Raw genomic sequence first — 26,131 nt, 5'->3', positions numbered from 1 at the left:
GGCAATTGCTCGTATTTAAGTGTATAGAGTGCAACTAAATCCACAAAGGCTACCTTCAAAGCGTATATAGTTGCACAAAATGCAATTAAACAAACTTCGTCGTTACCACGCCCTAGCTGCACTGTGCGTTGGTGGTAAATACAATTAAACAAACTTCGTCGTTACCACGCATTAGCTGCACTCTTGCACATTGGCGGTAAAGTCCCAGTATAATTGTTGTATTATGGTCAGTTCACACGAGGTTTTGTTTGTTCGGACTGTATTGCAGCTATTTTCACTTTTTAGTTCATTTTGCGATAGTTTCGGACTGTATTGCGCTTATTTCCATAAAAACACACATTATGGAAGCTACTTTGCACGAATAGCTGCATCTAAGTCCGATAATTTAGCAAAATGAATGAAATTATTAAATTAACGGCTCCTCAGTCCGATCTATAGTGAGGGGGATCTAATTAGATGAACTTCGATTATAGTCGAAGGGACCTAAATTAGTTAGTCTATAATTAGGTAGTCCCTTTATGGTTTTTTACATCCAGAGAATAATGCATCGTGCAGAATATTAGGAGGAAATGAATAGTGGAACTTGGAGTAAGCACATTTGTCGAGACCACACCTGATGTCCAAACGGGTGAGACAATAAGTCATGCAGAACGACTACGTGAAGTAGTGGAGGAAATTGTACTTGCCGAAGAGGTGGGATTAGATGTATACGGAGTAGGTGAGCATCATCGGCATGATTATGCGGCGTCTTCACCTGCGGTTGTACTGGCTGCGGCTGCTTCGTTGACTACTAAGATCCGGTTGAGTAGTGCTGTAATGATCCTGTCTTCAGCCGATCCGGTGCGTGTCTTTCAGGACTTTGCAACGCTGGACGGAATTTCAAACGGACGTGCGGAGATTATGATCGGCCGGGGTTCGTTTACAGAGTCTTTTCCTCTATTCGGATATGATCTGAAGGATTATGAAGAACTGTTTAATGAGAAGCTGGAATTGTTATTAGCCATCCAAAAGTCAGAAAAAGTGACCTGGAAAGGCAAACACCGAGCAGCTATAGAAAATTTGGGGATTTACCCGCGTCCGGTTCAAGATCCTTTACCGATTTGGATCGGGAGTGCAGGAAGTCCAGAGTCTGCGATCCGCACAGGATCACTAGGTTTGCCTTTTGTTTTAGCGATTATAGGGAATGTTCTACCACTGGATTATGCTTCACATGTACAGCTTTACAAAAAAGCAGCAGCTGAAGCCGGGCATGATATTTCAAAATTTCCAATCGCTTCGCATTCACACGGGTTTATAGCGGAGACTAATCAGTTAGCGCTGGAGAAATTTTTTCCTTCAACGCATGCCCGGACCAATGTGCGGGCGAAGGAAAAAGGAACACCTCCGTACCATCGTGCAGATTATGATGTAGCGTGCAGCTTAGAGGGCGCCCTTTACGTAGGTGATCCAGAAACTGTCGCTAATAAAATCATTCATCTGCGCAAGCATGTGGGAATTACGCGATTCTTTTTACATGTGCCGCACGGTACTATGCCTCATGAGGATGTTATGCAGGCGATTAGACTGCTGGGCACCGAAGTGGCCCCACGTGTGCGGGAAGAAGTAGCGCGCTGGGAAGCAAGTAACCGGTAATTTAGTAAGCTGCGTCCTTAGGACGTGGCTTTTTTTGTAAGGTATACTGAAGAAATGAATAGCGTTTTATACAGGAGGGGCAATGGAAAAAAATCATTATTTATCTCAATTCAATTTGCTTCAATCGTTAGGACTGGAAGATCTAATTGAAATGGAAGAATTAACGCGAATAACAGTAGTCCCCAAAAATACATATATCCAAACACCGTCAACCTTTTCTGAAGGACTGTTTTTTGTGAAAAAAGGAAAGGTTCGCTTATACCAATTAAACGCAAACGGTAAGCAATTTACATCGGATATCCTCAGTGAGGGTAATGTTTTTGGTGAAATGGGTATGATTTCTTTTGGAACGAAGGAACATTATATTGAAACGATTGAGGAAAGCCATATCTGCACAATTGATCCTGCAAGGTTTGAAGAATTCATCTCTCACCGGCCTAGGTTTATGATGTCATTATTGCAAGTATTGAGCGACCGCATAAAAAGTATGAGTCAGTTAACTCAGAATCTAGCCATCGGAAATCTGCATGATAAAATATTGTGCGTTCTTTTAAAGCTAGCGGATCAGCATGGGGTTGAGCATAAGGATAATTGTTACAAAATTAATGTTCCTCTATCGCATCAAGAAATCGCTAATTTAATTGGAGCCAGCAGAGAAGCTGTAACAGTGGCATTACAAGAATTGGTGAAAGCGGAGGTTATTCAGACAGGGTTCAGAACTATCTATATCCAGCGAGACAAGATTTTGGAAAGAAATATAACATAGCTATCGAGTTGTAAACGAGATTACAGCTTCATTTTTAGAAACAACGGTATCCTAGCTATGACATGAAGGTGATTTAAGCTTTCAAATCATAGTGAAGGGACGATTTCCATGGAACACAGGAAGGGCGCTCGAAAGGTTACTGAAATTCCCGTTGAGATTGTAGAACTGCTGAATAAAGGATATTTACAGAGCGTGAATTTAACGGAATGGCTTGCTGTGGATCATCTTGTCTTGTTAGAAAATGTACTGAATGAGCTAGGTTTTGAACAGGAAGCTAAACCAATTTTACAAAGGCTGAATGCGTTATTGGAAAAGAAAATCATGAAGCTCATCCCGGTGATTTCACGTGAGTGGCAGCTTCTATTTGACTGTAAATCAGAGCTGGAACGTTCCCGGCTATTTGCAGTGTTAGCTCATCATAAATCCGATAGTGTTCGCTGCTGGGCTGCTTATATCGTGGGCCAGAATCATCAATGGAGTCTAGTTCAAAAACTAACAGCAATCCGTCCTTTTGCAGCGGATGGGCATTTTGGGGTGCGTGAGATTTCATGGATGGCTTTGAGGGAATCAGTCATTGCCGAGCTGGAAGCGTCCATTGAATTGTTAAAGGATTGGGTTCATGATCAGGATGCGAATATTAGGAGATTTGCGATCGAATTGACGCGCCCACATGGGGTATGGGCAAAGCATATTACAGCACTCAAAGAAAATCCAGCGATTGCCCTTCCGCTATTAGAACCGCTTAACTCTGATCCGGCAAAATACGTTCAGGATTCTGTAAGCAATTGGTTAAATGATGCTAGCAAAAGCCATCCGGCATGGGTACAGCAAATTTGTGATGAATGGTTGAACCTATCAGGTACCAAGGAAACAAAGCGGATTGTAATCCGGGCTACAAGAAGTATTACTGATCAAAAATAAAATAAGTGCATCACTTTAGACTGGATAATCAAACGTCAAACACTATGGGCTAATAAGTGTTGGCGTTTTTTTGTTGTGGAGTTAACTTGGATAATTCAAGAGAAAGACTCCTTCGTGTTTATTATTTAAACCAAAATTCATGAAAATATTTATATTGTTAATCCTCAGGTCATCTGTTATACTCAGAAACACCAAATGTTATAAAAACTAACACTCATTAAAGGAATGGAGGATTTTCGTATGAAAAAACAAATAATTCGTAATGTAGGTGTCACGTTATCCCTATTTTTAGGGGTGAATTCGTTATCTTGTGTTATGTATGCTAACACGACGAACGATGCGTATAAACCAAAAACCCATGTTCTGAAGGCGAATTCGGAGACTGTTCGATGGGGGAATATAGGTAAGGGAGATCCAGCTCTAACTGTGCATTCGGGAGATATCGTAACGGTTGAGGCCATTACACATCACTCAGGGGATGATTACGAGCGGATGATTAAAGGAGATGCGGGAGTAGAGGATATTTTCCACTGGATTGAAGGGGAGAAGAACGAAGCGCTCCGCGGGCCAGGCGTACACATTATGACAGGTCCTATCGCTGTTGAAGGTGCTGAACCAGGAGATGTGCTGGAAGTTAAGATTCTGGACATGAAGCTGAGACCAAATGGGAATGACCAATACGCTGGCAAAACATATGGCGTGAATGCCGCAGCGAACTGGGGCTATCTATACGGAGATATGGTAGAGGAGCCGAAAAAGCGTGAGGTAGTAACTATCTACGAGATGGATACGGAGGGTGGAACAGATTATGCAACAGCTGTATATAACTACAAATGGTCTGTGCAAACCGATCCAGATGGTCAAGTGCACCCGACAATTGACTACCCGGGTGTTATCGTTGACCATAATACGATTGATAAAAACTTCGATGTGCTAAAAGGTGTGAAAATTCCGGTTCGTCTCCACTTTGGTACAATGGGTGTGGCGCCGAAAGAAGCGGATGTTGTTGACTCCGTTCCACCTTCTTACAACGGCGGTAACGTAGATGATTGGCGGATTACCGAAGGTGCAACAATGTATTATCCTGTATCCGTAGCTGGTGCACTACTGTCGATCGGTGACCCGCATGCCGGTCAAGGCGATTCGGAGATTAACGGAACTGCGATCGAGACATCGGTCACTGGGGATATACAAGTCATTCTTCATAAAAAAGCATCGCTTAACAACAAGCTGAAAGGTTTAAACTTCCCATTACTTGAAAATGAGAACGAGTGGGTTGTGCATGGATTCAGCTACGCCAATTATTTGGAGGAGCTGGGGGCTAGTGCTCAGACGGATATCTTCAAAAACTCGTCCATCGACAAAGCGATGAAGGATGCCGCTCATAAAACAAAAGATTTTTTAATGGCTGGAATGGAATTGAGCGAAGATGAAGCGTACTCTCTGATGTCTGTGTCAGCTGATTTTGGAATTACACAAGTGGTGGATGGAAACTGGGGCGTACACGCCCTAATTGATAAAGGTCAATTCGGCGATTCCGAGCGCAAGCCCGTGGTTTTACGGAGCAGCTTTGAGAACTTTGGAGCAAAGGTTGGCTGGCAGCCAGCCACTAAGACAGTTACGCTAAGCTACAATGGCAATGTTCTGGAGATGAAGGTTGGAGCGACAACGGGGATTTACAACGGAGAGACAGTGAAGCTTGTAGCCCCAATAAGTGTTGTGAACGGGAAGATCGTGGTCAGCGAATATTTCGTGAACTTTTATAAAGCTAAGCTGGCTAAGACAGAATAAGACGAAATAGCAATTATTCGATAATCCTAAAAAAATCCATATGAGAAAAGAACCGTCTTTATAGGCGGTTCTTTTCTCATATATTCAATCCGTCCTGATTTTTGTGGCGTTTTAATAAGATTTGGTTTTCTACACGTACCAGTCCATCCAGACAGTAGATTGATTCATGCATAAACCGTTCCATCTCTTCAAGATTCTCTACCAAGATGTGAATATGCAGAATACATGGTCCCGTCATTTCGTATAATACAGCTACGCGTTCGTTTTCCTTTAATACATCGACGATATGATTTAAATGAGCAGGTTCTACTTCAAGTTCCAGGTAGGCGGAGATTTTCTTTCCTAGCTTTTCAGCACTGATGACAATCGAGAACTGTTCAATAATCCCTTGATTGACTAGCCGATCAATACGATCTTTCACCGCGACACTTGATAAACTGACTTCTTTAGCTAGATCAGTATAGGAAATTCTGCTGTTTTGGGCCAGCCGCATCAAAATATGGTTATCGATAGGATCTAACATGCGGATTCGTTCACCTCTTTTTTCGTAATTGTATCAGAAAAAAAGTGGAAATGCCTAGTAGCGCTTTACAGTAGAAGTGTGTGACGGCATTCTCTCCTGAGATAGTTGACATAAAAGAATTATTTCACTATACTGGCTGTAATCTTATATACGATATACGTTGAAGGAGCCCAGTAGTAACTTAGTCCCTGTTTCAGAAAGCCGGGGGTTGATGAAACCCGGTACACACTAAGCTTGCGAATTACACTTTGGAGTATCTCGGGTAATACCGAGCGGAATGGCGAACGATATCTCGTCAAGAGTGGTATCAATGGTATGCTTGAGCATAAGCGTTTCATGGGTGCAATCTGGGTGGTAACACGGTTATTCAATCGTCCCTATGTCTACAATAGACAAGGGGACGATTTTTTTTGTTTTTAAATATAAGGATTTATAGGGTTCACTTCATCAATACTCCTTATATTTCTCGCTGAAACGGTCCCGTCCTAATCAGGAGGGCGAACCGTTTCCGCTTGGCGGACTGATGTTTCATTTATAGGATAACTACTAATTTTGAGGGGTGTAAGGCAATGAATATTATCGACGAACTAGAATGGCGCGATGCCATCAATCAACAAACAGATGCCGAAGGGCTTAGAGAACTGACCAATCAAAAATCGGTATCCCTGTACTGCGGTGTAGATCCAACAGGTGACAGTATGCATATTGGCCACTTGATTCCATTCATGGTGCTCAAAAGATTTCAACTGGCAGGACATCGTCCGGTGATTCTTATTGGTGGGGCTACGGGAACGATTGGTGATCCAAGTGGACGTCAATCCGAACGCTCTTTGCAAACGCTGGAGCAAATCCAAGCCAACGTTGACGCACTTACAGCACAGATGAAAAAACTGTTCGTGACTGATGGCGACAATCAAATCCGCATGGTGAACAACTACGATTGGACGCATAAAATCAATGTTATCGAATTTTTGCGTGACTATGGTAAAAACTTCAGCATCAATTCGATGCTTGCCAAGGATGTTGTAGCGAGCAGATTGGACAGCGGAATTTCCTTTACGGAATTCTCCTACCAAATCCTGCAATCCCTGGACTACCTGCACCTGTTCCAGCATGAAGATGTGCAGCTGCAAATCGGTGGTTCTGACCAATGGGGGAACATCACAAGTGGCTTAGATCTGATTCGTAAAAAAGAAGGTTCTGAGGCGGTAGCATTCGGACTTACCATCCCGCTTATGCTGAAAGCCGATGGTACAAAATTCGGTAAAACAGCTGGCGGAGCCATTTGGCTGGATCCGAACAAAACGACAGCTTTTGAATTCTACCAGTTCTGGGCGAATACAGATGACCGTGATGTTGTGAAATACCTGAAGTACTTTACATTCCTCTCTAAAGAACAAATTGATGCACTTGCAGAAAAGGTGCAGACCGAACCGCATAAACGTGAAGCGCAAATAACACTGGCTGAAGAAATGACCAGATTCGTGCATGGTGAGGAATTGCTGGAGCAGGCTAAACGTATTACTGCCGCTCTGTTCAGTGGAGATATTAAATCTCTGACCGCTGACGAGATCGAGCAAGGCTTCAAGGAAATGCCGACCTACGAAACGACATTGGAGTCCAAAAATATTGTGGAGTGGCTGGTAGATCTAGGAATTGAGCCATCCAAACGTCAAGCGCGTGAAGACATCACCAAAGGCGCAATTTCCATGAACGGTGAAAAAGTTAGCGATGTAGCATTTGAAGTTACAGCCAGCGAAGCCATCGGCGGACGTTTTATCATTATCCGTAAGGGTAAGAAAAACTACAGCCTGGTGAAATTGTCCTAATAATAAGAAGCCTTCCTTATGAATAAGGAAGGTTTTTTGTTGTATTTTAAGTATAGAGGCCGACTATTTGCATATTAAGTGAAATTTGAAAGGTGAAATCGTCAAAATTATGGTAAGCTTAGGATTCGTGTGATTTATGGATTAACATGATATTCTACAACTATAACAGAAAATTAGGAGTGGTAATTTGAGAAGACAAAAACCAATGACCATGGAAGAATTAATGAATGAGTTACAAGGACAGAAAACGTATCAAGAAGATCCCAATCACATCTCTTTCGAGAAATTGTTTAATGAAGCGTTTATGAGTAAGTATTCCAATTACAAAAGTTTCGATGAGTTTGTAACCAAAGGGAACTTTCAAGTAAAGACAGAAGAAGATGTTGCTGACATACCTGATGAACTGTTTGATCGTCATGTTGTTAGGGAGACGAAGTTTGCGGATTGGAAATCCATGTTGGAAACAGCAAATAGAGAATACGTCCGTAATTAATAAGACTAGTCTCTAACTACCGTTAGACTCATCCACAAAGAAACTGTACACCCTTATTGCTTTGTCCCAACGGACAATGGGGAGTGCAGTTTTTTTGTGCCCAGTTATTTGACCAGCTATGATGTTTTACTCATTGTTGACTTGCAGATCTATGATTTAATTGAACAAATAGGAATTAGGTTCTACAAAGATAGTATTACATAGGAGGGGCAGAATCGTATGACTGCATGTATACAAACCTCTAAGCAGGAGACCCTTCATGTCATGTGGAAAACCGTCTCAGAGGATTGTAATCTAGCCTGTGATTATTGCTATTACAGTACTGCCGGGGGACATCCTCAGCAACCGATCCGGGTGATGGATACGGAGCTTCTGGAGCGGTTTATCGCTCAGTACATGAAAAGATCATCAGGGATAGCGACTTTCTCTTGGCAGGGTGGGGAGCCATTATTGGCCGGACTTCCGTATTTTGAACAAGTGATTTCATTTCAAGCTAAGTACGCTCCGCCTCATACGATGATCAGTAATGCACTGCAGACCAATGGAACGCTTATCCATGAGAAATGGGCGAAATTTTTTAAACGGTATAACTTTTTGGTCGGGATTAGTCTGGATGGCCCAGAGCCTATTCATGATGCTCATCGTGTAACGGGTTCGGGAAAAGGCAGTTATGATCTAGTTATGCGTGGGATTCGTCATTTACAGAATGAGGGTGTGGAGTATAGTATTCTGACGGTGATTCATGAAGATAACGTGACGAAACCAGATGAGTTGATGGCATTATATCTAGAACACGAATTTCCTAATATTCAGTTTATCCCCTGCATGGATTTTGTTTCTCAGAAAAGTGATGTAGCGGGACGTTTCCGAATTACACCTGAACAATACGGAGTCTTTTTATGCCGTACATTTGACCTTTGGTACAACGGTGGGTACCCAGAGCTTCCTATTCGTATTTTTGAGAATATGCTTCTTGTATTCATGCATCGTGAGGCAGAATTATGCGTTCACAACTCATGTTGCCCGAAGATGATGGTGCTTGAAACGAACGGGGATGCCTACCCTTGCGATTTCTTTATTGATGAAGAGAATAGGCTAGGAAATATCGGCCAAACTGACTTGGAAGCACTGCTAAGCAGCCCAGTATATGATGATTTTTTGTTAATGAAGCCCAATATGAATGAATCATGCTATAAGTGTGAGTACCTTAGCTTTTGCAATGGGGGATGTCCGCGCAACCGGAATTGGCTTGATGTTAATGATCGGACTGAGGTTGATTATTTCTGCCACAGCTACAAAATGTTCTACTCATACGCCTATGAACGCATGTTATTACTGGCGAACCGACTTAGATCGGAGCGGATGCTGGAGTACAGGAAAAGTGCAAAATCACTTCCAGGTCGAAATGATCCATGTTTCTGCGGAAGCGGGAAGAAATTCAAAAATTGCTGTCAGGCATTATAAGCTTTGACTACAGAAGGTTGTCCCAACAGTCATGCAAAGGATTGGGAACAACCTTTTTGTTATGTTATAGAACCATATGATTTCTCGCCATTATTGCCGCACCCGTCACCACAGCTTCTTCTTTTAATATACCTAGGGAGAAGTGAGGTTGGTATTCAGGATAACGGTAAGTGTTTCTCTGTGCCACCTCCACCGCTGTTTGGAAAAACAACTCGTGAGAGTGAATGAGCGCACCGCCTAGAATGATGGTCTCTGGATGAAACAGGTTGATAACGTTGGCGAGTCCGATCCCGAAGTGGCTGGCAGCTTGGGTAAATAATTCACGCGCGTGTGGATTACCGTCTCTAAAGGCTTGTACCAATACATCATAAGTCAGCTTCTCAGGCGCCACTTTATATCTTTGGAGGATCAGATCGTTGTCCATTTTCGCCTCTGAGCGCGCACTTTGTTCTAGTGCCTGCACAGATACGAATGCTTCCAGAGCCCCGTAGTTCCCGTCATGATTTAATCGGGGTCCATCTGTCTGGATGATCATTTGACCAATTGCATCTTCCATATCCATTGTGCCATGAACAATACTTCCATGCGACATCATCGCATAGCGGAGTCCTGCTCCAGCATGTACATAAAGCATATGCTGAATGTTTGCGTGACGGATAGACCATCGTTCCCCAAGCAGTGCAGAATTGGCACCGTTGTCCAACCATGCCTTGAACCCCGTCCGTTCCTCTACCAGTTTGCAAATCGGCAGATTGTTCCAGCCTGAAGAAGGGAAGTGCAGCGGTTTTAGGATCAAGCCTTGTTCCCGATCAAGTGGCCCCACAGCCCCTATTCCTATCCCGATGATTTGACTGTCCACTAACTGATGGTCCCTAAGGAAAGCGCGTATTTGAATACTGATATGATCTATAAATCTTTCAGGTGTGAATGCCTGATCCATTCGCCAGTGAACTATTGATTTTGGGTTCATTTGCATATCAAATAAACCAAGGGAAGAATACACCCTGGAAATCTCTAAACCGATTATATAACCGTAGGAAGGATTGATCTGGTATAAAATAGGTCTTCTGCCTCCGCTAGATTCTCCAAATCCGCTTTCTATCAGCAAGCCTTCTTCCGTCATCTCATCTAATATCCGGGTCATTGTGCTTTTGGTAAGCGAAAATGTCTGTAAAAGATCCAACTTGGAAACAGTGCCTTGTTCGGCGATTCGGTCGTATAGGAGTTTTTTTGGTGACGGAATATGTGTCGAGCGCTTTTCCACGATATACCTCCAAGCTATATATAGGATGAACTTGTAAGATCGTTTTTTATATAGTTTGTATTTATTAACATGAATATAGTATAACTCATAAACCCTTGGTTGTATTTTACCGTTCAAAAAACTTAATTCCATTTTGGGAAAAAGTGATATAATGAAATTACGACAGATTATATAAGGGTGGATTCCATGAGAACAACTATGAAAACAAATATGATACCGAATACAGACCTGAGGATAAGTCTATTGTTTCAGTTATTTTGGGTATTTGTTCGAATTGGTCCTGTAACCTTCGGGGGAGGTTATGCGATGATCCCTATGATCGAACGGGAAATTTCCGCTAAACGAAAATGGCTGGGTGAAGAGGAGATGGATGAAATTCTATCTTTAGCTGGTGCTGCACCTGGGGGTGTAGGTGTAAATGCAGCAGCATTCATTGGTTATCGTCTTGTTGGTGTGAAGGGTGCGATTGCTGCAATCGCAGGGATAACGATTCCGACCTTTATCATTGTTTGTTTGCTTAGCGCCGTATACTCCCAACTGGCAGACCAGCCAAAAGTCATTGCCGCTATGAAAGGGATAAATGGTGCTGTTATTGCCTTGATCCTAGTAGCTGCATATCGAATGGCCAAGAACGCTATAATTGACAAGACTACCGCTGTTACGGCGTTAGTTATACCGGTTGTTTTACTGGTTTTCGGAATTAATCCCATTTACGTGATTGCAATTGGTTTATGTATTGGGTTTGTATATCTGCAAATTAAACAGCTCTTAGGGCTCCAAGTTCGAACGGAGAAGGAGTCCTTGAAAGCTTCTGATGAAGAATCGAATTATCCGGAGTATTACATCTAGGGGGAAGCGATGTGATTTGGAGTTTGTTTTTCACTTTTATAAAAATTGGCCTTCTTTCTTTTGGAGGAGGGTACGCCATCATTCCGATGATTCAGCATGAAGCTATGGCTGGGGGGTGGTTATCCGAAGGGGAATTCCAAGAGGTAGTTTCCATCGCAGGGATGTCACCCGGGCCTGTTGCAACGAACAGTGCAACCTTGATCGGATATCGTATAGTCGGAATCGAAGGAGCGATTGTGTCAACATTAGGCATGGTTCTGCCCTCATTTTTAATCATCATCGTTATTTCCGTCTTCTTTTATCGGGTGAGGGACAGTCAATGGATTAAAACGTTATTTTATGGTTTGCGGCCAGTGATTACAGGCTTGATTGCCTATGCTGCGATTCGTTTTGGCTTAAATAGCGTGGAACATGCTTTTATTACTTGGCAGACCCTTGGCATGTTGATCATTGTATTCGCTGCACTTTATGGTTTAATGAAATATAAGCTGCATCCGCTCACCATTATCGTTGCTTCTGGCATTCTTGGGGTAGCTTTTTTTTAGACAGAGCCGGGACGATCCCAGATTGGAGGTAAATCATGTCAGAGAATATACGGGCTTGTTGTTCAGCTAGTCGAAATCAAGTCGCGAAACAAGAATCTATTGATGTTTGTAAGGAGAACACAACGGTTCAAGGAGTAACAGGGGTGAAAGATTTCTCGGACATGATCCTTATCCCTGGAGGCACTTTTCTTATGGGGACGGATGATAAGGAAGGGTTCCTCGCAGATGGAGAAGGGCCGACTAGGAAGGTTACCTTATCTTCCTTTTTGATGGATGCAACGGCGGTTACGAACAAGCAGTTTGCTGCTTTTATCAAGGAAACAAACTATGTTACAGATGCGGAACGATTTGGATGGTCTTACGTGTTTCATTCTTTTGTTTCCATGGAGACTGGGAAAAAGGTGACCCAAGTAGCCACTCAAACCCCCTGGTGGTGTGTGGTGGAGGGAGCGGATTGGTGTCATCCTGAAGGTCCGGATTCCCATGTAGATGAACGACTTGATCATCCGGCTATTCACCTATCATGGCATGATGCGGATGCATATTGTCGTTGGGCTGGTAAACGTCTGCCTACGGAAGCGGAGTGGGAGTATGCCGCACGAGGAGGACTGGTTCAGAAACGGTATCCTTGGGGGGACGAATTAAAACCAGGCGGAGAACATCGCTGTAATATATGGCAGGGAAAGTTTCCCGATAAAAATCATGCCAGCGATGGTTTTGCAGGTACCGCACCTGTAAGGTCCTATCTGCCTAACGGCTATGGTCTTTATAATATGTCAGGAAACGTGTGGGAATGGTGCGCGGATTGGTTTACTAAGGACTATCATTTATCTTCCGAAGCCGTGAATCCGAAAGGTCCAGTAAGTGGTGTCGCAAGATCGATGCGTGGAGGATCATATTTGTGCCATAAATCTTACTGCAACCGTTATCGGGTGGCGGCTAGAAGCAAAAATACTCCAGACAGCTCTGCCGGAAATATTGGCTTTCGATGTGCGGCTGATTATACAGGTTAGAGCACTTTTACGACTACTACATAAGAAGGAGGAACTTCCTTGTCCTCTATCATCCATAGTCAGTTTGACATCAGCGTGCTGGACGTCCTAAAGATTCAATATCAGAAGCGGATCCTGTTCGATTACGTCCAGTCTTGTTATACCGTCTCTTATATCCAAAAAGGTGAGGTATTGACGACATCCTCCGAAGGAGAATATGTTGCTTCTGCCGGAGACGTGATGATCCACCGTCCTAACGAGCCTTTTAATGTGATCTCCAAAACGGATGGGATACATTATCTGTTTAATATTAACGCTAAAGTTAAAGACGGAGATGACTTCTTTAAGTTATTCCCTTTAGGCAAGGTGATTCGGGTCCGGGATCGAAGCGAATATGAGCGGAGATTTGACGAATTGCGGAGCCTGTGGTTGCAGGAGGAAGATGATTTCAGGAATGTTCAGGTCGGTTCATTGGCATTTTTTCTTCTTTATGAAATTATGGAGAGTACCAAGCTTGGCGGGCGCCGCTCTTCACGAGATCCCTTTATCACGGACCGTTTTAACGAAGCGTTGCAATATATGGAGGAGAGGCTTGATCAGGAGATTAGTAGAGAGGAGCTTTCCAAGCTCTATCATATGAATCCTGTTTATTTTAGCCGGGCATTTCAGAAAATATATAAACTGACACCCATGCAAATGCTGCGAAAATTGCGGCTGCAGCAAGCAAAACAAATGCTGGAATATACGGATTATACAATCGAGCATATCTCCCAGAGATGTGGTTATTATGATGCTTCACACTTCAGCAAGGTATTTCGTGGTGAATACGGCAAGGGGCCGGCAGAGTACCGGAAAAGTATCGAATTTACAAAAACAAACATCGCTGCTCCATAGCGGAGTTTTCCATATTCATTTACTCTTATAAGCATGAGCAGATCATTCTAAGCTGCCCGAATCGAGCGTAACCATTTCGATGAAAAGGAAAGGCAGGGAATAACTCATGAGAATCTTGTATTTGGATTTGGATTCGCTTCGCCCGGACCATCTGGGATGTTATGGCTATCATCGGAATACCTCCCCGAATATCGATTCAATCGCTAAAGAAGGTGTCACCTTTACCAACTACTATTGTTCAGATGCTCCTTGTCTGCCGTCTCGTTCCGCTTTAATGTCGGGGCGATTTGGCATTCATAATGGGATTGTAGGGCATGGCGGAACCGCTGCTGATATGCGTAGAGAAGGAGCCAAACGTGAATTCAATGACCGTCTGGGGATGGAGAGCCTTCCGGCTATATTAAGGCAAGCGGCGATGAAAACCGCATCGATCAGCACCTTCTCCGAACGACACTCGGCGTGGACCTTTAACGCCGGGTTCCAAGAAGTGTTTAATGTTGGTGGCAGAGGGCATGAGACGGCAGAGCAGGTGCTTCCAGTGGCACTTAAATGGATTGAGGATAACGGGGAGTCCGAAAATTGGTTTCTGCACCTGAATTTCTGGGATCCGCATACACCTTATCGTACACCCGAGAGCTACGGTAATCCGTTCGAGAAGGAGCCTTTACCCGATTGGATCACGGAAGAAGTGTTTGAGCTTCACCGAAATAAGAAGGGGCAGCATAGTATTGAAGATATGAATGCGCTCGCGAAATCGCATTATCAGCAGCATTTCAGGCATCAGCAGGAGATAGAGAACCGTGATGACCTGCGTGTTATCTTTGACAACTATGATGCTGGAGTTAAGTATCTGGACGAGCATCTCGGGAAAGTTTTTTCTAAGCTGAGAGAACTTGGCGTGATGGAAGATACGGCTATCTTGATCTCTGCGGATCATGGAGAGAGTCTGGGTGAACTAGGAATTTACTCCGAACATGGCACAGCAGACGAGGCGACTTGCCGTATTCCGATGATTGTTCGCTGGCCAGGGGGCAAGAAGGGAATCGTGGAGGAGGGGCTACATTATCACCTTGATCTAGGACCTACATTAGCGAGCCTTTTGAATTTGAAAGCGGCTGCTTCTTGGGATGGTGAAAGTTATGCAGGTGCTATTTTGGAGGGGAATTTGGGAGGGCGTGAGTATCTCGTAATCTCACAATGCGCGCATGTGTGTCAACGCAGCGTCCGGTTTGCGGATTGGTTATATATACGTACCTATCATGACGGACACCATGGATTCCCGCAAGAAATGCTGTTTGATTTGAAGCATGATCCTTATGAACAACATAATCTCGCCGAAGTGCGTAAAGACGTTTGTATGGAGGCTGTCTATCTGTTGAATGAATGGCATGATCATATGATGGGCTCCATGGATTGTGATATCGATCCATTATGGACGGTACTTATGGAAGGTGGACCCTACCATGCCAAAGAGTATCTGAGCGCATCCTTATAGGATGCTTAATAATATCCTAATAAATGCGGCGAATGAAAGACATATGAAAGGGAGGTTGCCCTGAATGGGCAACCTCCCTATTTATGTTCTCGCTTTTTGTGGATCTATTAAAGATCCGGGAAGCCTCAAAACGGTCTTCGTCCCGCTACCCTCCTTACTGTACAGCAGAACGCCGCAAGGATCGCCATACTTAAGATTTAGACGATTATTGACATTTAGGAGACCGATATGATCTCCTGATTCTATATTCTTACCAGCCAGCAACTCCGTAAGTTGTTCCAGTCTTGTTGTATCGATACCTACACCATTATCTTCAACCACGATTTCAAGCAGCCCCGCTTCGTTTTTCTCTACGGAGATCAGCAGAATTCCTTGTCCTTGTGCCTCAAGCCCATGACCAAGCGCATTTTCAACAATAGGTTGAAGGATCATTTTAGGCACGGGAATGTGTAACCATTCCTGTGGACACAACAGCTTGTAAGTAAATTTGTCCGGGAAACGGCCTTGGTAAATCCTCACACAAGATTCCGCGATTTTCAGCTCTTCCCCAAGAGTTACCTCCTCTTTGCCTTTGATGCTGTACTTGAGCATTGTGCTTAAGGCGGTAGTCATCTCGAAGATATCCCGATTTCCTTTTACGATCGCAACGCCCTTGATTGTATCTAAAGTATTGCTTAAGAAATGCGGATTAATTTGACTTTGTAAATACGAATATTCCGCCCGCTGCTTTTCCAGATCGGTCAGATAAAGTTGAGTTGAAGCATCGATTAATTGGTCCGTCAAATCGTGGATCCGTGTGGTCATATCGTTGAACTGTCGAGAGATGATTTCAATCTCAGCATAGCCCTTTAAATCGACCTTGTTGTTCAATATCCCCAGACTTCCACCCTTTAATTGATTCATATAGCGCATAAGCCTAGACAACGGTCTTAAGAGATTCATCATAAGTACAGAATAGGGAATAGAGACGACCAGCAAGATTAAGGCTAGAAGAGCATAGCTGACCTTCTTCAATTTCTCCAGTTCTTTCATTAAATTATGGACAGGAACAGCAGTTATGATTTTTCCAGAGATCTCCGGTAAGCTAAAGGACTGAATTGCATATTTCTTTCCATGAACCGTCTCGACGATGGACTCTCCATCCCTTCCAGTTGCCCGAGTTTGAAACTGCTGGAGCATATCCTCCGGCTCATTGCTATTAGAGTAGATCATGCCTTTATCATCCATCATAAAAAAGCTGGTTCCGACCAATCGGGGATACTCAGAAATTTCAGTTTGAATGGCTTTCATATCTACAATAACTGCGAGATAGCCAATTTTTTCACCATATAGGGACGTGTCACCTGAAGCGAAGATGTTCATCCCGAAAAGCAGTTTTCTCTTGTCGATGACTTTGTCTGGAGGACTGTATCCGCGATAATGAACGATTCCATCCTCCTCAGCTGTTTTCATAAGATCGATAGCATATTTTGTTCTTCCTGCTAAGGAAATACGTGTGTTTGAGCTACCGATAACAATAATATCTAAGATATCCGTGTTCATATTTCGGGCGATGCTCAACAATCCTTCAACTTTTTGGGATAGATCGTAGACTCGAAGCTTATCATTCTCGACTAGGAACTTTTGGACGGTCGAATCGTAACCCACATTCATCATCATGGAAGAGACGTTGGCATAGTTGTCAGAAATCCGTTGCTTGAGGAGGGAGACCAGCTCCGTATTGTATTGCGTATTTTGATTAATGATAGTCTCGCTTGATAGTTGGTAGACTCGTGAAACGATGATTGGGATAATGGCAACAATAAATAACCCGAATAGCAAAACCTGAGTACGGATGGATAGTCTCTTAAATGTCTTCATTGTTTTGTTCCCTATATTGTGTAGGTGTCATTTTGAGATGCCGCTTAAAAATTCGTGTGAAATAGAAATAATCCTGAAAACCGCATTTCTCACCGATTTGGTAAATGGAAAGGTTGGTTTCGATTAGCATTTTACAGGCGTATTCAATTCGTAAACGACTGATATGTTCGATGATGGTCTCGCCGACCTCTTTTTTGAATAATTGGCATAAGTAATTTGGGCTTAAAAAAAACTGATTGGCTAATTGCTGGATCGAAATTTCTTGATTGAAATGGTTGCGGATGTATAACATGATTTCTTTGACTTTGTGGTTTGAGATTCGTGAAATATCAGATTCGTTTCTGTTCATAAAAATATCAAGTGTCATAAGAATCAGATCATCAATCATAGCTTCAGCCGTGCCGTACCGATAATAGAGCTGTTCATATCCTTCAAAAAAACGGCCGCTAACCCGAGTCCCTTCCCGAGGAAATAAGTAGAGGATCGATGTATAGAGCAAATAGGCTTCTTTAATGGTGAACGTTCCCTCTTTGAATAATTTCTTTATCGATTCCATGGCTGCTATGAAACCGAGCCGGTCTTTATTATGAAGAATCCGGGAAATCTCTTTGAGCTTCTCGTCGATCGGTATTTCCTGTTGTGGATTCACCCGGTAACATCCGGGCATCCCCGTTGTGAACATACTGAAAGCAGCATGAGAGGCGGACTCTAAAGACGCATCCAATTGGTGTATATCCGAAATAGGAGGACCGATCCCGACTCCGCACTCTTGTACAACTTCTGTTTGTTTAAACCCCTGGAGGAAGACTTCGTATTGGCACTCTTCCAATAAGTAACCATACCGACGGCGGCTCATTGGGAAGACCAGGGAAGAGAACTGCCTGACATCTACAGGTGAACTTAACCCTTGGATAACAATGGGGATATGAGGGGTATCTTTCGACAAGGGTATTTTCTTCTCATCCAACCATAAGTTAATTCGTTCAAGATCTCCGGAACAAACCGCTTCATAAAGTTCGAAGTCGTGGATAGGTTGTTCTTTAACTGTCTTGGAATCGTGTTGCTGGGCTATTCGGTTGAGCATTCCTTCAATTTCTTCGATTTCAAAGGGTTTGAGACAATATCCGAAAGTACCATAATTCATTGCTTTTTGTGCATAAGCGAACTCGGCATGTCCGCTGAGTACGATAAAGATCGTATCCGGCGCGATGGCCTTGCCACGTTGAATGAGCTCTAGTCCATTCATAACAGGCATCTTGATATCTGTTAGAACAAGGGTGGGGCGAAGCGATTGAATTAGTTGAAGGGCTTCTTGCCCGTTTTCGGCATCGTCGATCACTTCAAAGCCGTATTTCTTCCAATTCACTCCTGCTTTAATTCCTTCTACAATCCACTTCTCATCATCTGCAATAATTACTGAACGCATAAGTGAATCCCCCTCTCTTTATAGAGCTCTTAGATTTATCCTAGCGATTGTGGACCAAGGGGGGTATGGACGATCTTACGCTCACTATGTCCGATATTACGTGCCACAGGAAGGTCTCCCGCAAAGGTGTGAAAAATCCACATGATCGGAGTTGTATTCTCTATACAAGAGAATTTACACTCCCGATATAATTTACCATATAAATCGCTTACAAGCATAACAAACTCATACAGAAAGGTGGGGAGAAGATTGGCTGATTCTGTAACCGCTCGTACGCCTAAACGAAACTTAAAAACTCGTGCTCCAAAGCAAAGTTTAGGAAAAACGATTTTACAGTACAAGTATTTTTACCTCATGGTTCTACCGGTGTTAATCTGGTATGCCCTCTTCAGCTATGCTCCCATGTACGGTGTAACGCTAGCGTTCAAAACATTTAATTACAGTGAGGGGATTCTGGGAAGTCCTTGGGTTGGGTTGGAGAATTTTCAAACGCTGCTGACCGACCCCGATTTTCGCAAGGCGTTTTGGAATACGGTCATTATCAGCTTGATGAAGCTGGTCACTCATTTCCCGATGCCCATTATCCTGGCGATTGTTTTATATGAGTTTTCCAGGACAAAAATGAAGCGGTTTTTTCAGACGATCCTGACGTTCCCGCATTTTATATCGTGGGTTGTACTGTCGGGGATTATTATCAATATTTTAAGCAAGGACGGGATTTATAACCAGATCATCATGCTGTTTGGTGGAGATCCGAATTCTCCTCTTGTCGATGAAAGTGCATTCAGACCCGTTCTGTATATCACGCATGTGTGGCGAGAGATCGGTTGGGATTCAATCATTTACCTGGCGGCTCTGGCAGGGATCAATCCTGAGCTGTTTGAAGCGGCTGAAGTGGACGGAGCGAACCGGTTTCGCCGTTTGCTAAACATCGCATGGCCGGGTTTGAAGAGTACAGTCGCAGTTCTGTTAATCCTTCAAGTTGGACAACTACTAACCCAAGGTTCGAGCTTTGAGCAAATTTTCAACCTGTATAGTTCGCCGGTATATTCGGTTGCCGACACGATCGATACTTACATTTATCGGACTTCCTTCACGATTGGAGGAGACTTTGGATATATGACCGCCGTGGGTGTCGTCAAGTCCATTATCAGCCTAATCCTTTTATGGGCGGCCAATACGTTCGCTAAGAAGATGGGCGAGGAAGGGCTGTATTAATCTGCAGGAAAAGGGGAGAAGCAAGTGACCGACACAACGGTTAAAAAGAGAAAAAAGTGGAGTGTCTTCGATATCGTCGCATTCGTGGTTCTGGGGCTCCTAGCAATAGTAACATTTTTTCCTTTCTATAATGTTCTTATTATCTCTGTGGCAAAGTTCGAAGCGATTAGTAAAAGTGACTTTTATATTTTTCCGCTTTCGTTTGACCTGTCCGCTTACAAGCTTTTGCTTCAGGATATGAAGTTTTGGACTTCCATCTTTAATTCTGTCATCGTAACTGTGGTTGGCGTGTTGTTCAGTATGACAATCTCTGTGGCGGGAGCTTACGCATTATCCAAGCGGGGTATGCCCGGCAGAAACATAATGCTCAGCTTGATCTTGTTCACTATGTTTTTCAATGGCGGTTTAATTCCTTTTTACTTAGTCGTCAAGGATCTAGGATTCGTAAACAATATACTCGTCATGATCATCCCCGCGGGTCTCAATACGTTTTATCTAATCATTATGAAAAACTATTTCAATACCATTCCAGAAAGCTTGGAAGAATCGGCTAAGCTGGACGGGGCGAATGATCTGTACATTCTTTTCAAAATCATTATTCCGATCTCTGCTCCATTCATGGCGACTTTTGCTTTGTTCTATGCTGTGGAAAGATGGAATGAATGGTGGTATGCGCTGATTTTTATCAGTGACGCTGCAAAAGCACCACTTCAGATTTATCTGCGGGAGACACTCATTACTTCGAATTCCTTGCTAAGCCAAATGGCACAAACGATGGCCGAGCAGGAGCAGACGGGGAAGGTCTACACACCTGCACTTCAAATGGCAGCGATTGTAGTTTCGAGTATTCCGATTATTGTTGTTTATCCGTTCCTGCAGAAGCATTTTAATAAAGGGATTATGGTGGGTTCAATAAAAGGATAAGAAACATTTTAAATAGATTGATTCTATCCTAAAATAGTATAAAGGGAGGTTTCAAGCATGCATAGAAAGAAAATAATGACATTGGCATTATGTATAACTTTGTTGGCTTCAGTACTCACGGCTTGTGGTGGAGGCAATAACGGCAAAGGGCAGGCTGGTTCAAACGGTGAAACATCTCCGAATTCTTCTAACTCCACGGATAATCCTTACAAGGATCCAATGACCATTTCTCTTGGGTTTTGGGATGCGGATGCCGAGATTGCTAACATCGAAAAGGACCCGATCGCTAAACAAGTATTGGAGAAATTCAACATCACACTAAAACCTGTCAATTTGTCTTGGGATGACTATACCCAGAAGATTCAAATGTGGGCCGCTTCCGGCCAATTGCCAGATATTTTCGCGATCGACGCCGTCGGCACGCAATATCAGCGCAAATGGGTGAATCAAGGCGTTGTCAAAGCGCTCCCGGATCTTTCAAAGTATCCAAACCTTGCAAAATACTTCGAATCCCCAGATATTAAAGGATTAGGAGTAGATGGAAAGTATTATACTGTGCCTCGCCGGATGTTCCCGAGTGTTGATTGGAGCGCACTGGATCGTATGGTCTTCTATCGTTGGGATCTTGCTCAAAAGGCTGGGATCACCAAAGAGCCAGAGACATGGGAAGAGTTTGAAGCCATGCTTGATGCAATCGTAAAGTCGGATCCGGAAGGCAAGCATGTTACTGGTCTTACGACGACAACTACCAAGATGCTGGGCGGATTCTTCTGGTTGTATGGCAACCCGGTTGCTACTAGTGATGGAAGCGGCAGTGATTTTAAATGGATCAAAGAGGATGGAAAGTTTATCCCTGCTGTATTCTCTAAAAATGCGCTGCCAGCGCTGCAAAACATGAAGAATATGTACGAAAAAGGATTGATCGATCCAGACATCGCGCTCGTCAAACCAGCAGAGTCCTATGACAATTTCGTAGCAGGCAAAGCAGCTGCTCTTCTAAGCGGTGGAGGTTTCATAAATTTAAATAGCGATATGTATGAAAAACGCTGGAAAACAGCTTATCCGGATAAGGATATGACGGAGAGTGTGAAGGCGCTCAAGCCGCTTATCGGTCCTGATGGTGAACGCTCACACGCCATCTTTAAAACATACTGGTCAGAAAGCTATTTCAGCAATAAGATTGACGATAAAAAGATGGATCGCATCATGGCACTCTATGATTATGTGTTGTCTCCTGAAGGCAAGGATCTGTTGACTTATGGCATCGAAGGTGTAGATTATAAGCTCGAAAATGGGCAGAAGGTTGTCATTGAAAAGGGTTCATTAAATGAGAAGTATCCAGCTAGCAGATTTCTGAAGAATTTGGTGGCTTATGAAACTTCAGATAGCTATAACATGGATAACCCGACGATTGCTAATGAAGGAATCCGCAAAGAAGCTGTCGATTACATCGACTGGATTCAGAACAATACAAAGGTGCCAGAATACGACATTCGGTTAACTTATATGTCCACCCCAACAAAGGATAAATTTACTGTGCTTGACCATGATGATTTGCTTAAGATCATGCTTTCCAAAGAACCCGTTGAGAGTTACTGGAATAGCATTGTGAACGATTATAAGGCTAAAGGTCTTGATAAAATGATAGAGGAAGTAAATGAGAAGGCCAAGGAACAAGGTATTGAATAATGGATGAATAGAGAAGATCCGGGCGCTAGTAGCCCGGATCTTCCGTTTAATTATTTGAAGTATGGCTTAGACTGTGCGGCGCTACTGACCGCATATTTATAAGATTGGGAGGGTAAAGTCTATGAACCTTAGCATTCACTTGACAGGGTTAACCGAGAAACAGTTAGCAGCTGTTTCAGAAGTAGCGGGAATATTGAGTATTCGAATGGAACGCTCAGGGATACCAGTGATTTGTAAGAAGCAAGGGAAGGGCATTCAAATATCTTACGATGAGGCTCAGGTCACCATTGCGTATGAACAGGAGCATCAATTGTTCCGGGCACTCAGCCGATTCCTTGAGAACGTACGCCGTGGAGAACGAGTTGAAATTAATGAACGGCCGGTTTATGAACAGTTAGGCTTCATGGTAGACTGTTCGCGAAATGCGGTTCTTAACTATGAAGGATATAAGGAATTGATCCGGCGTTTAGCGCTTATGGGATATTCAACGGTTCAGTTGTATACGGAAGACACCTACGAACTGGAGGGATACCCTTATTTCGGCTATTTGCGAGGCCGATATACAGGAGATCAAATTCGGGAGCTGGATCAGTATGCCGCGTTATTTGGCATAGAACTGGTTCCTTGTATTCAGACCCTGGCCCATCTCGGCCAAGCGTTGAAATGGCAGGCACATGCACCGCTTGTGGATTTCCAGGATATTCTCCTTATTGATGATCCCAGAACTTATGAGTTAATTGATCGAATGTTTGCTTTTATGTCGGCTCATGTAAGCAGTCGCCGCATAAATATCGGGATGGACGAAGCTCATATGATGGGACTTGGTAAATACCTGGATAAGCATGGGTATCAGGATCGCTCCTCGTTAATGTTAAAACACTTTAGCACTGTTATGGAGATCGCCAGAAAATATGGTTTCCAGACGATGATGTGGAGCGACATGTTTTTCCGTCTGGCCAGTTCCGGAGAATATTACGATGCTGAAAGTCCAATTAACCCTGATATTGTAAAGCTGATTCCTGAAGATGTTACCTTGATCTACTGGGATTATTATTCGGAAACGCAGGAGAAATACGACGGGATGTTAAGCAAACATAAGCAGCTGAATGATCATATTGGATTTGCAGGTGGTGCTTGGAAATGGATGGGCTTCGCTCCAAACAATGAATTCAGTCGCCATGTCAGTCTGCTGGCTCATGATAGCTGTGTTAAGTATGGAATTCAAGAAGTGTTGATTACCGCATGGGGAGATAATGGCGCTGAAGCTTCCGTTTTCTCGGTTCTTCCTACCCTTCAACTTTGGGCGGAGCTCTGCTACATGAGATGTTTCGTGGAGAACCATGTCAAAGAAAGATTCAGTAGCTGCGTGCAAGGCAATTATGATGACTTTATGGCACTCGATGCGGCCAACTTGGTTCCGGGTAACTCGGCACCGGGGGGATGTTCTATCAATCCGGCTAAATACTTGCTTTATCAAGATATTTTATGTGGTTTGTTCGATCGACATGTTATTCCTAGCGCGTATTCGAAGCATTATCAGCAAAGTGCAGAAAAGCTCGAACAGGCGATCACTCGCAATTCGCCTTGGCAATCCTTATTCTCTGTACAAGCCAGCTTGTGTCGCTTGCTCGAAATAAAGAGCGAAATCGGGATTTCTATACGCGAAGCTTATCATCGTGGAGATTTAGAGGAATTGGCTCACTTTGCCAAGGTGACTTTGCCACAATTATCTGATTTGGCCAGACAATTCATGGACGACTATCGAGTGCAATGGGAGCAGGAAAATAAGGTGTTTGGTCTTGATGTCTTTGATCTTCGTATGGGAGGATTGCTTCAGAGAATCAGAACGGCGATTCATCGAATCAATCGTTATGTCGAAGGGAACGTGGAAAAGATTGCTGAATTAGAAGAGGAGCTTCTGACGTTCGACGGCCTTGTTGACGAGGGCAACCCCAGGGCGATAAGTGCGAATTTATGGCACACGATTGCAACACCATCTGTGATCGCTGGGGTTTAAGAAGGGGGTGAGGTTATGATTGATACTAATCTGGACAATCAAAAGGGCACAAAGCAGCCTAACCTTCTGCTTATCACCGTAGATCAGATGCGTTTTGATTGCCTGAGCATTATGGGACATCCCGTCGTTGAGACACCCAACCTGGACGCTCTGGCATCAAGGGGGATCTTATTTGAGCACGCGTATTCGGCTACCCCCAGTTGTATTCCCGCCAGGGCTGCTATCATGACAGGAATGGGGCAAAGATCACATGGCCGGGTTGGTTATCAGGATAAGGTTGAATGGAATTACGCCCATACGATTGCCGGAGAGCTTGCTCAAGCTGGTTATCATACGCAGTGTGTTGGTAAGATGCATGTGTATCCTGCACGTAATCTATGTGGATTCCATAATGTGGTGCTTCATGATGGATATCTTCACTACAATCGGGATAAGAACCAAACGTTCCATGATGAACACTATGATCAAGTGGACGATTATTTGCAGTGGCTGCGAAGACAAACTGATACCAATTCGGATATCACTGACTTAGGCCTCGATTGCAACGCCTCAACGGTTGCCCGACCCTGGCACTTGCCGGAAGCGATGCATCCAACGAATTGGTGCGTAACCGAGTCGCTAGACTTTTTGCGGAGAAGAGATCCTGGGAAACCATTTTTCCTATGGTCTTCCTTCGTTCGCCCCCATTCCCCCTTGGATCCGCCACAATGTTATCTAGATATGTACAAGGACTTGGAATTTCCTGATCCTCCAATCGGAGATTGGGTGGACGAGAGTGCTGCCTTAAACGCAGCTAAGGATCCAACTTCTTCGTTCACTAATTTGCCAAAGCGCAGATTGGATCGTGCCCGTGCCGCGTATTACGCGCTAATTACGCATCTTGACGACCAAATTGGGAGGTTGATCAATGGGCTGCAGGAGTATGGTGTTTTAAATGAAACTTTGATTCTATTTACTTCTGATCATGGTGAAATGATGGGGGATCACCATTACTTCCGGAAATCTCTTCCTTATGAAGGAAGTGCTAAGATTCCTTTCATAGTGTTTGATCCGGGAGAAACGCTTGCACTTCTTGCCGGCTCCCGGCTTGATTCCATTGTAGAGCTTCGCGATATTATGCCCACATTTCTTGAAGCTGCTGGCGTCCAAATACCATTTACAGTAGAAGGGCAAAGTGTGTTGCCGCTGTGCAGGGGAGATCAGACATTGTGGCGATCTTATATTCATGGGGAACAAGCCTATGGAGAAAAGTCCCACCACTTCTTAACGGATGGAAGAGAGAAATTTATTTGGTATTCTCAGACAGGGGAAGAGCAGTATTTTGATTTAGCGGCAGACCCCTCAGAGAAGATTAATGCGATAGGCTGTATTGATAAATTCGAGCGCATAAAAGAATGGAGAGAGCGTCTTATTCACGAGCTGGAGGGACGAGAGGAAGGGTTTGTAAACAACGGCGAATGGATTGCCGGACGCCCAATTTCTCATATTCTAAAGGCATCCCAATTGGGGGAATAATCATAACTTAGGGCAACCTGAACT

21 protein-coding genes are annotated in these 26,131 nt (G+C 43.7%); 17 read left to right on the top strand and 4 right to left on the bottom strand.

What is annotated here, in order from left to right:
- Window positions 1-576 precede the first annotated feature (576 nt).
- The 4 genes from MHB37_RS18830 (at window position 577) to MHB37_RS18815 (ending at window position 5,110) form a co-directional block, all read left to right on the top strand.
- The gene (locus MHB37_RS18830; RefSeq protein WP_405168360.1) at window positions 577-1,632 is read left to right on the top strand and encodes an LLM class flavin-dependent oxidoreductase; all 1,056 of its coding nucleotides are present in this window, start codon (window positions 577-579) and stop codon (window positions 1,630-1,632) included.
- 82 nt (window positions 1,633-1,714) lie between these two features.
- On the top strand, window positions 1,715-2,398 hold the full coding sequence (locus MHB37_RS18825) for a Crp/Fnr family transcriptional regulator (protein ID WP_076129738.1): 684 nt from the start codon (window positions 1,715-1,717) through the stop codon (window positions 2,396-2,398).
- Window positions 2,399-2,506: 108 nt separating this feature from the next.
- Window positions 2,507-3,319, top strand: a complete 813-nt coding sequence (locus tag MHB37_RS18820) for a DNA alkylation repair protein (protein ID WP_076182381.1) — start codon at window positions 2,507-2,509, stop codon at window positions 3,317-3,319.
- Window positions 3,320-3,559: 240 nt separating this feature from the next.
- On the top strand, window positions 3,560-5,110 hold the full coding sequence (locus MHB37_RS18815; protein WP_256717255.1) for an acetamidase/formamidase family protein: 1,551 nt from the start codon (window positions 3,560-3,562) through the stop codon (window positions 5,108-5,110).
- A gap of 76 nt (window positions 5,111-5,186) precedes the next feature.
- Here the strand turns inward: MHB37_RS18815 and MHB37_RS18810 are convergent, their stop codons facing one another.
- On the bottom strand, window positions 5,187-5,633 hold the full coding sequence (locus MHB37_RS18810) for an Lrp/AsnC family transcriptional regulator (RefSeq protein ID WP_038571749.1): 447 nt from the start codon (window positions 5,631-5,633) through the stop codon (window positions 5,187-5,189).
- A gap of 569 nt (window positions 5,634-6,202) precedes the next feature.
- On the opposite strand from MHB37_RS18810, the gene tyrS reads away from it, so the two are divergent.
- The 3 genes from tyrS (at window position 6,203) to MHB37_RS18795 (ending at window position 9,419) form a co-directional block, all read left to right on the top strand.
- Window positions 6,203-7,462: a tyrosine--tRNA ligase gene (gene tyrS, locus MHB37_RS18805; protein ID WP_076129736.1), complete on the top strand. Its 1,260-nt coding sequence runs from the start codon at window positions 6,203-6,205 to the stop codon at window positions 7,460-7,462.
- Window positions 7,463-7,667: 205 nt separating this feature from the next.
- Window positions 7,668-7,955, top strand: a complete 288-nt coding sequence (locus tag MHB37_RS18800) for a hypothetical protein (protein ID WP_036688213.1) — start codon at window positions 7,668-7,670, stop codon at window positions 7,953-7,955.
- Between the two features lie 219 nt (window positions 7,956-8,174).
- Window positions 8,175-9,419 (top strand): anaerobic sulfatase maturase, encoded by a 1,245-nt coding sequence (locus tag MHB37_RS18795; protein WP_076194891.1) that lies wholly within the window; start codon window positions 8,175-8,177, stop codon window positions 9,417-9,419.
- A 64-nt stretch (window positions 9,420-9,483) separates the two neighbouring features.
- Here MHB37_RS18795 and MHB37_RS18790 read toward each other — a convergent pair whose 3' ends face one another.
- On the bottom strand, window positions 9,484-10,683 hold the full coding sequence (locus MHB37_RS18790) for an ROK family protein (protein ID WP_076194894.1): 1,200 nt from the start codon (window positions 10,681-10,683) through the stop codon (window positions 9,484-9,486).
- Window positions 10,684-10,869: 186 nt separating this feature from the next.
- Here MHB37_RS18790 and MHB37_RS18785 point away from each other — a divergent pair, with 186 nt between their 5' ends.
- From MHB37_RS18785 to MHB37_RS18765, 5 genes are all read left to right on the top strand, one after another.
- Window positions 10,870-11,532 carry a chromate transporter gene (locus tag MHB37_RS18785; protein WP_305953712.1) on the top strand — a complete coding sequence of 221 codons (663 nt, stop codon included), beginning with the start codon at window positions 10,870-10,872 and terminating at the stop codon, window positions 11,530-11,532.
- A gap of 11 nt (window positions 11,533-11,543) precedes the next feature.
- Complete coding sequence (locus MHB37_RS18780) at window positions 11,544-12,077, top strand: chromate transporter (protein ID WP_405168359.1); 534 nt, start codon at window positions 11,544-11,546, stop codon at window positions 12,075-12,077.
- 35 nt (window positions 12,078-12,112) lie between these two features.
- On the top strand, window positions 12,113-13,090 hold the full coding sequence (locus tag MHB37_RS18775; RefSeq protein WP_405168358.1) for a formylglycine-generating enzyme family protein: 978 nt from the start codon (window positions 12,113-12,115) through the stop codon (window positions 13,088-13,090).
- A 39-nt stretch (window positions 13,091-13,129) separates the two neighbouring features.
- Window positions 13,130-13,963, top strand: coding sequence for a helix-turn-helix domain-containing protein (locus tag MHB37_RS18770; protein ID WP_076305392.1), 834 nt, complete (start codon window positions 13,130-13,132; stop codon window positions 13,961-13,963).
- A gap of 106 nt (window positions 13,964-14,069) precedes the next feature.
- Window positions 14,070-15,458, top strand: a complete 1,389-nt coding sequence (locus MHB37_RS18765) for a sulfatase (RefSeq protein ID WP_341086891.1) — start codon at window positions 14,070-14,072, stop codon at window positions 15,456-15,458.
- Window positions 15,459-15,539: 81 nt separating this feature from the next.
- On the opposite strand, the gene MHB37_RS18760 is transcribed toward MHB37_RS18765, so the two are convergent.
- Together MHB37_RS18760 and MHB37_RS18755 are read right to left on the bottom strand one after the other, a co-directional pair.
- Window positions 15,540-17,318 carry a sensor histidine kinase gene (locus MHB37_RS18760; RefSeq protein ID WP_036688197.1) on the bottom strand — a complete coding sequence of 593 codons (1,779 nt, stop codon included), beginning with the start codon at window positions 17,316-17,318 and terminating at the stop codon, window positions 15,540-15,542.
- On the bottom strand, window positions 17,305-18,744 hold the full coding sequence (locus MHB37_RS18755) for a response regulator (protein WP_076182358.1): 1,440 nt from the start codon (window positions 18,742-18,744) through the stop codon (window positions 17,305-17,307). The genes MHB37_RS18760 and MHB37_RS18755 overlap by 14 nt, the downstream gene beginning before the upstream one ends.
- Before the next feature lie 249 nt (window positions 18,745-18,993).
- Here MHB37_RS18755 and MHB37_RS18750 point away from each other — a divergent pair, with 249 nt between their 5' ends.
- The 5 genes from MHB37_RS18750 (at window position 18,994) to MHB37_RS18730 (ending at window position 26,107) form a co-directional block, all read left to right on the top strand.
- On the top strand, window positions 18,994-19,962 hold the full coding sequence (locus MHB37_RS18750) for a sugar ABC transporter permease (protein WP_076194905.1): 969 nt from the start codon (window positions 18,994-18,996) through the stop codon (window positions 19,960-19,962).
- 24 nt (window positions 19,963-19,986) lie between these two features.
- Entirely contained in the window at window positions 19,987-20,886 is a 900-nt protein-coding gene (locus MHB37_RS18745; RefSeq protein WP_076129726.1) for a carbohydrate ABC transporter permease, read from the top strand.
- A gap of 57 nt (window positions 20,887-20,943) precedes the next feature.
- Window positions 20,944-22,575 (top strand): extracellular solute-binding protein, encoded by a 1,632-nt coding sequence (locus tag MHB37_RS18740; RefSeq protein WP_076129725.1) that lies wholly within the window; start codon window positions 20,944-20,946, stop codon window positions 22,573-22,575.
- Between the two features lie 121 nt (window positions 22,576-22,696).
- Window positions 22,697-24,592 (top strand): family 20 glycosylhydrolase, encoded by a 1,896-nt coding sequence (locus tag MHB37_RS18735; protein ID WP_405168357.1) that lies wholly within the window; start codon window positions 22,697-22,699, stop codon window positions 24,590-24,592.
- Between the two features lie 15 nt (window positions 24,593-24,607).
- Complete coding sequence (locus MHB37_RS18730) at window positions 24,608-26,107, top strand: arylsulfatase (RefSeq protein WP_076280215.1); 1,500 nt, start codon at window positions 24,608-24,610, stop codon at window positions 26,105-26,107.
- Window positions 26,108-26,131 lie beyond the last annotated feature (24 nt).

It is taken from the genome of Paenibacillus sp. FSL H3-0286, assembly GCF_045040705.1.
GTDB lineage: Bacteria > Bacillota > Bacilli > Paenibacillales > Paenibacillaceae > Paenibacillus_AQ > Paenibacillus_AQ odorifer.
Note: the sequence above shows the minus strand (reverse complement) of the source record. Positions and strands in the feature narration are given on the sequence as shown.